The following is a 6682-nucleotide window of genomic DNA, read 5'->3' on the forward strand; positions in this document are numbered from 1 at the left end:
TTTGTATACTTTGTAGACTAGCGCGTTTTTGACTACAATTTCACAACAAAAATTTTACAATGTGAATTTTACAAAATGCCTCTGTCAAAAAGTCTAATTCGCCAGTCCCATTTTTTGGGAACAAAGGTGAGAAACCTTCGAAAACGCAACCATTTAACAATGGAAGACCTCTCTGCACGGTGTATTCGTATCAATCCTGAGTACGCGCCATCCGTCTCGTATTTATCGATGATCGAACGAGGTAAACGGGTGCCGAGTATCGATATGCTTGAGGTCATCGCGGAAGTTTTTCAAAAAGATCCAGCTTGGTTTTTGGATAATGAACCAGAACAAGAAGAAATTACTCCGGTTAAGGGAAACCGCGGCGGTATTAGTGGCATGGCGTTAGAGCCCAGCTTTTTGTTCTCCAATGACATTTTACAAATTGCTATTCCGGAAATGTTGTCGCAAACCGGAATCACCGGAAGACAATTCGCCCACCTACTCATTCGTGCTCACCAAGAAAGTCTTCAAAACCATTTCCCTGATCTAGAAAGGGCAGCAGAAGAGGTAGGGCTAAAACGCCTTAACCTTTCAGTCGAAGATTTGATCGACATCGCAAGCGATTTAGGATTGCGAGTTCAGTGGGTGAACCGTACACCACAAGATGTCGTCGATGAATTGGGTATTAATGCCAAGCAACTGGTAACTTCGTTTTTTGAACCTCCCGGTACCATCTATCTCAACGAGATACTGAAAGCGTATCCAACCCGTCTAAAATACGACCTCGCGGTTTATATCGGACATCGAATTTTGCACAGTGAAGAAGGACTTAAAAGCGTTCTCAGTGTTGGGCACCACAATAGCTGGGAAGATTCCGCAACGGCCCAGTCAAACTCTGCTCTAAACTCACAAGACATTTTGCAAGCATGGCGCGATTTTGAGTCCAGCTTTTTTGCTGGTGCTCTACTTTGTCCCAAAGTGCCTTTTCGTCAGTTACTAGATCGAAACGGCTATGAAATCGATGTTCACAAACGCGCTGGTGTTTCTCCTTCTGTTGCCATGCGTCGCATGACAGTGGTTTCCCCCTATCCACATTGGCACTATTTCGACGCGTATGGTCCTGGAAAACTTAAAGCGGTCTATCGAGGAAATGGGATTCCACTACCTTGGGGTAATATGCGAATGGTGAACGACCCATGCCAACATTGGGCAGTGTTTAGGCGTTTATCTGAGCCCCAGAACGGCTCCTCAGCACAAATTTCCATTCTTAATGTGGGCAACGAACCTCGTATTTATTGCTGCGAGTCCATCAACATGACAGATCCTGCTGGGAATAATCGCGTCCTTTGTGCAGGCATTGACCTTAATCCGGCGATTGACGCTCAAGGTGGCAACGCATTGGAAATTGCAAGTGAATTAAAGCGCTCGTGTGTTGAAGGTGGTGGCAGTGTTAGCATTCCAAGGACCATCAAAAAAGATCTACAGACGGTGGCTAAAATCCTCAACATCAATTGGGTGGAACGCGGCATTGAGGGGGAGGCAAGATTGATTTGCTCGCGTGGTGCTAATTGCCCGAGAAAGCCAAGTTGTTATGAAGGTTGTGTCGAGAGCAATACCGCGGACCTAAGTGGCATCGTTTGACTATCAACCAGATCCTATGCAACAGAAAAAAAGCCAGACACAAAAAAGTGTGGCTGGCTATATAAAAATGTGAACAATAGAGGTTCACTAACAACGTCAGTTGGCTAGGTGACCCTCGGCTTAAGAAGGGTCGATTTAGTTAATGCATCAAGCGTGCCAATTTTTAAGTCATTGTTTTCTGATAAATTTGGTAAGCTAAGTAACTATTTCATATAAACCACACTCATATATTATGTTTAATCTGCAAATTTATTCGCATTATGCAAATAAAAACATTATCAATTTGCAAATCTAGGTCAAATGAGTCGAACTAATATGAAAGTCATTCTTCTTCCTGTTGGATCTATAGGCATACATAACCATTGGAAATATTTTGATTGGTAAAACGCCGACTATAAGCGACTTACGTTAAAGCAATATCTTCCAACTCTAACCGCTTCCTTTTTCTTTCAATGCCACCAGCATAACCTGTTAATGCGCCACTCTTCCCTATGACTCTGTGACATAGAACAATCATGGAAATGGGGTATTACATAATGCTTGCCAAACTCGTTTTTGAGCGCCAACAAGGCAACGTGGCGTAACTCACTCTTGGCATATATGATTGATAAACGATCTTTTCGACCATTGATGCTCAAGGCGGTAACACATTGCAAATCGTGAGCGAACTAAAACTTTCGTGTGTGAGGGGTGGAGGCAGTGTTAGCCTTCCAAGAACCATCAAAAAAGATTTACAGACGGTAGCTAAAATCCACAATATAAATAAGTTGGAACGCGGCATTAAGCGAGAAGCAAGATTGATTTACTCGCGCGTCGCTAATTGTCCGAGAGAGCCACGTTGTTATGACGGCTGTGCCGAAAGCAATACCGAGCGCCTAGATGGCATAGTCTGACAATCAGTCAGATCCTATCTGGCATAAAAAAAGCCAGTCACAAAGAAGTGTGGCTGGCCATATACAAATGTGAACAAAAGAGGTTCACTAACAACGTCAGTTGGCTAGGTGACCCTCGGCTTAAAAAGGGTCAGTCCAAGTAATGCATCAAGCATGCCAACTTTTAAGTCTTTGTTTTATCGTAAATCTGGTCAGATAAATATCAATTTCAGTTAAATCACGCTCATATAGTATGGTAAATTTGCAAATACATTCGCATTATGCAATCAATAACAATATCAATTTGCAAATTTAAGCCGAATGAGCCAAAAAAAATATGAAACCAAGTCCTATTGTTACTGGATTTATGGAGATAAATAACGCTCTGAAATCTTTTGGCTAGTAAAACACTTGCCGTAGGCGGCTTAAGTTAAAGCAATGCCCTCCAACTCTAACAGCTTCTTTTTTCTTTCAATGCCACCAGCGTAACCTGTTAATGTGCCACTTTTCCCTATGACTCTGTGACACGGAACAATCACGGAAATGGGATTTTTTCCATTGGCCGCTCCAACTGCTCTTGCGGCTTTAGGCTTACCTATTCGATTGGCTAACTCTTGATAGCTGATCGACTCACCAAATGGAATATCACATAATGCTCGCCAAACTCGTTTTTGAAATTCAGTCCCTTCGGCCACTAATGGCAGATCAAACGACTGCACTCTACCTTCGAAATAGCCAATAAGCTGTTTCGAAGCCTCTACTAAGATTGCGTGCTCGGGCGCGAAGGTCCCCAACGATTTCGGGAGCGTGGTGTGTTCTTCAAACCAGAGTCCTAGCAACCCATCATCGTTTGCTTGAATCGTGACATTCCCAAGGGGGCTCGGTGTAATTAAGTAATACTTCATGAAAAATGGCTCCAACAATGCAACGTCGCGTAGCTCCCCCACGGCGATACCTTCGCCGCATTCAACTGTGGGTGCTTCGCCAGGTATTTTTTAACGATCAAATCACTGTCAAGAAATAAGTCTGGCTCTGAGGCTCCTCTCATTCTTGCATAACTAACCGTCCATGGTCCGATGCCTTTCAAAGACAACCAATTGCTTGGTGGGCTTTCTGGCGTGTTAGCAATATGCTGCGCTAAGCGAGCTAATGTCTCTTTTCGACTGTTTGGCATTTTAAGAAAACTGAGGTCAGAGCGGGCCACAACGTTTGCGTTAGGAAAGACTCGCTGTCCGGATACATTATGGCCCAAGGTGTCCGTCAGCAAATTGAGCTGTCCGACGGCCGCTTTTACCGAAACCTGCTGTCCCACTACTGCCCTAACTCCCGCTTCCCAAGTCGACCAAACTCCCGGAAGTCGTAATCCAGGCCTAAGCACTAATTGCTCATCGTGCGCCGATAAACGCTCTTCTATCAAAGCCACATCAGTATTTAGGTCGAAGACTCTTTTTATATTGCTCATCAACCAAGACAGCTTTGTGACATCCTCCAATTCAAATTCCACTTTGACGGTTTGTTTACCTTTAACATCCGCGTACAACTTGAACCAAGCTAAACTGCCATCAATATCCACGTAACGAGAGTAGCTGTGTGGCGTCACGTCTTCTACGCCCTCAATAGCTCTCAAACGATTGAAGTCGAGTAGCGACTCCCAATGATATTGACCACGGTAAGCCAAGTGAATGACATTACGCTCCAAATCATCAGATCTTACATGGTGACGTCTCATTTGCGAAGGTGTTAACTTCAGGTACTTCTTAAAAGCATCATTAAATCGACGAGTACTATTGAAGCCACTGGCAAAACAAACATCGGTTATTGATAACGAGCTGCTATGAAGCAACTGTTTGGCAAACATCAATTGATGATATTGAGCGTAGACTTTGGGTGACATACCCAAATGATTTTGAAACAATTGTCTTAAGTATCGACTGGTCACACCCAGTCTGTCTGACAAGGTCTCTAAGTTCGAATACTGCAACGCCCCCTGCTCAATCAACTTTACAGCTCGACGAAAACTGGTTTCTTTACCAAGCCATGCCCAAGAATTAGGCGCACTGTCTGGACGGCAACGTAAGCAGGGTCGATATCCAGCTTGCAACGCAACCGGTGCTGTTGAGAAATACTCAACATTCTCTTCTCGTGGTAAGTTTGCGGGACAAATGGGACGGCAAAAGATACCCGTTGTCTTTACCGCCACGAAAAACACACCGTCAAACCTAGGATCCCTTGATAGTCGAGCGACTGAATATTGCTCTCTCGTCAGTGAGTCCATCACTACCTCAAACTTGTTTATTCTGTCGCCAGTGTAACTCACATCTCACATCTTACTAGCCATTTTCGGAACTCAATGGCGACATAAAATCTTCATTAAACCCTCACGCAATATTAAATAAACCGAGTAAAAGTAGCCCCTAACCAATGAGTTAATACGTACACAAAAAAACATCAATAAAATCGACGTGTAAAATTTTAAAAACCTTTCATCCTCTGTCTATACTGAGGCTGAGTTCGATGGTTAACGTCATGTTATGAGGGTAGCTATGTCAAATGTAGATTTTCGTCTTGGAAAGAAACCTTTTTACGATAACAAGCGCTTTAAACGCGGATTTGCTAAGTCTGGTGATTTTACTTTAGTGGAAGAAGACCTTTTGATTCGTTTTGGTGACACCATGAGTCTGCTAGAAAGCGGAGATATGTCCCCTGAGTCCGAGGCGGAGCAGCACTTTATAGAAGTACTCAAAGACGAAAGACACGCTGAAAGCAAGCTAGAAAAAACCTGGATAAAATACATCCACCTTGCGCGAGATAGAAAAAGGTTCCATGCCTTAAATGGCAACAATACCGCGTCAGAGGCAAGTAATGACGATTCAGATTATGATACTTCAGACGATATGGATGACAGCCTGGTTAATAAGAACCTAGACTCTGATAACTCATAAAAACGTGGTCTAAAACGCCTTTTTAGTGCTTGCATTTTATGTGCATCGGTGTACACGAAGCCCCGTCATATATAGGATCGGCTCTTTTTGTCGACCTACACCTCAGCTTTGCGAATCTCTGCTTTGAATTCTTCTAAGTGCATATACTCTATGGTGAGTAAACTAGATTATGCAAAGACAAGGATGAACATGCTCACTAACCTAGACGAAGTCTATGAAGTACTCTCTTGTTTACCCGATCCTGTGTTCATATTAAGTGAAACAGGCGAATACATCGATTTACTTGGAGGAACAGACTCGCAATCCTATCATGATGGAAAAGTGCTTATCGGACAGTCTTTACACGCCGTGTTGGAACAAGACAAAGCCGACTGGTTTATTGAGAATAATCATTACTGCGTTAGACAATAACCAAGTGCTCACTGTCGAATATGATTTAGCAGGAGAAGATGTTGCAGGCTTGGATCAGCGTTCGGGTCCTGTTGGTGTCTTGATGTTCGAAGGGAAGATATCACCCCTTTCATTTAAGTATCACGACAAAAGAGTCGTTTGCTGGCTGACTCGAAATATCTCAAAACGCCATCGCCTAGAAGTGAAATTACGCAAACAAAGTGAATCAGATGCCCTCACAAAGATTGCCAATCGCCGTCACTTCTTTTCTACGCTCAGCGCGATAACAAAAAGCACAACTCCGCATTGCTTGTTGCTCAAGAAGGTGAATGATACCTATGGACACTTGGCGGGTGACAAGACACTTAAGGAAGTGGTCACACGGGTAAAAAACATCATTCGACCTGGTGATACTTTAGCGCGGGTAGGCGGCGAAGAATTCGCATTATTGTTGCCAGACATTGACGAATATGCCGCTTTTGAAATCGCTGAGCGTATCCGTCGCGCTATTGCAGATGAGCCTTTCCATTATGAAGAACACACTTTCGCAATTACGTTGAGTGTCGGCGTGACTCAAGCTCGCTATCAGGAAAAAAATAACCTTATTTTTATCCGCGCCGATGATGCCCTGTACATCGCCAAAAGCCCAGGGCGAGATCTCACATAGTTTGTAGGGTTTAATTGATTAAATGCCAAACAACACGGTCAATTTGCGTTCACCTGCATCAAGGAATTAAATGTTCTTTATTTTCGATTGAACTAATCCTGATTTTGTTGATCAGATCATTATCTATGTACTACTCAACCTACAAAATGACACTTTTTGAACGCCTTAATCGCATACCCGATCCACGT

Annotated in this window: 6 protein-coding genes and 2 pseudogenes; 5 read left to right on the forward strand and 3 right to left on the reverse strand. The window is 43.4% G+C overall.

What is annotated here, in order from left to right:
- The first annotated feature begins 159 nt into the window (after positions 1–159).
- A complete protein-coding gene (locus VTH8203_RS08985; RefSeq protein ID WP_370739214.1) occupies positions 160–1623 on the forward strand; it encodes a DUF3612 domain-containing protein in 1464 nt (487 codons plus the stop codon).
- 403 nt (positions 1624–2026) lie between these two features.
- Here the strand turns inward: VTH8203_RS08985 and VTH8203_RS08990 are convergent.
- Positions 2027–2149: pseudogene (locus VTH8203_RS08990) on the reverse strand (MGMT family protein); the annotation flags it as partial.
- A gap of 100 nt (positions 2150–2249) precedes the next feature.
- Here VTH8203_RS08990 and VTH8203_RS24355 point away from each other — a divergent pair.
- Positions 2250–2516, forward strand: a pseudogene (locus VTH8203_RS24355) (DUF3612 domain-containing protein); the annotation flags it as partial.
- Positions 2517–2920: 404 nt separating this feature from the next.
- On the opposite strand, the gene VTH8203_RS08995 reads toward VTH8203_RS24355, so the two are convergent.
- Complete coding sequence (locus VTH8203_RS08995) at positions 2921–3400, reverse strand: methylated-DNA--[protein]-cysteine S-methyltransferase (protein WP_096993365.1); 480 nt, start codon at positions 3398–3400, stop codon at positions 2921–2923.
- Positions 3397–4770 (reverse strand): DNA-3-methyladenine glycosylase 2 family protein, encoded by a 1374-nt coding sequence (locus VTH8203_RS09000; protein WP_096993366.1) that lies wholly within the window; start codon positions 4768–4770, stop codon positions 3397–3399. The genes VTH8203_RS08995 and VTH8203_RS09000 overlap by 4 nt, the downstream gene beginning before the upstream one ends.
- Positions 4771–5038: 268 nt before the next feature.
- Between VTH8203_RS09000 and VTH8203_RS09005 the strand changes: the two genes are divergently transcribed.
- The 3 genes from VTH8203_RS09005 to VTH8203_RS09010 all read left to right on the forward strand — a co-directional run bounded on the left by VTH8203_RS09005 (position 5039) and on the right by VTH8203_RS09010 (position 6494).
- Positions 5039–5437, forward strand: coding sequence for a MaoP family protein (locus VTH8203_RS09005; RefSeq protein ID WP_096993367.1), 399 nt, complete (start codon positions 5039–5041; stop codon positions 5435–5437).
- Between the two features lie 189 nt (positions 5438–5626).
- Positions 5627–5848 (forward strand): hypothetical protein, encoded by a 222-nt coding sequence (locus VTH8203_RS24470; RefSeq protein ID WP_158296097.1) that lies wholly within the window; start codon positions 5627–5629, stop codon positions 5846–5848.
- A gap of 4 nt (positions 5849–5852) precedes the next feature.
- Entirely contained in the window at positions 5853–6494 is a 642-nt protein-coding gene (locus tag VTH8203_RS09010; RefSeq protein WP_158296098.1) for a GGDEF domain-containing protein, read from the forward strand.
- Positions 6495–6682: the final 188 nt, after the last annotated feature.

Origin of the sequence: Vibrio thalassae (assembly GCF_900089835.1) — a bacterium.
Taxonomy (GTDB): Bacteria; Pseudomonadota; Gammaproteobacteria; order Enterobacterales; family Vibrionaceae; genus Vibrio; species Vibrio thalassae.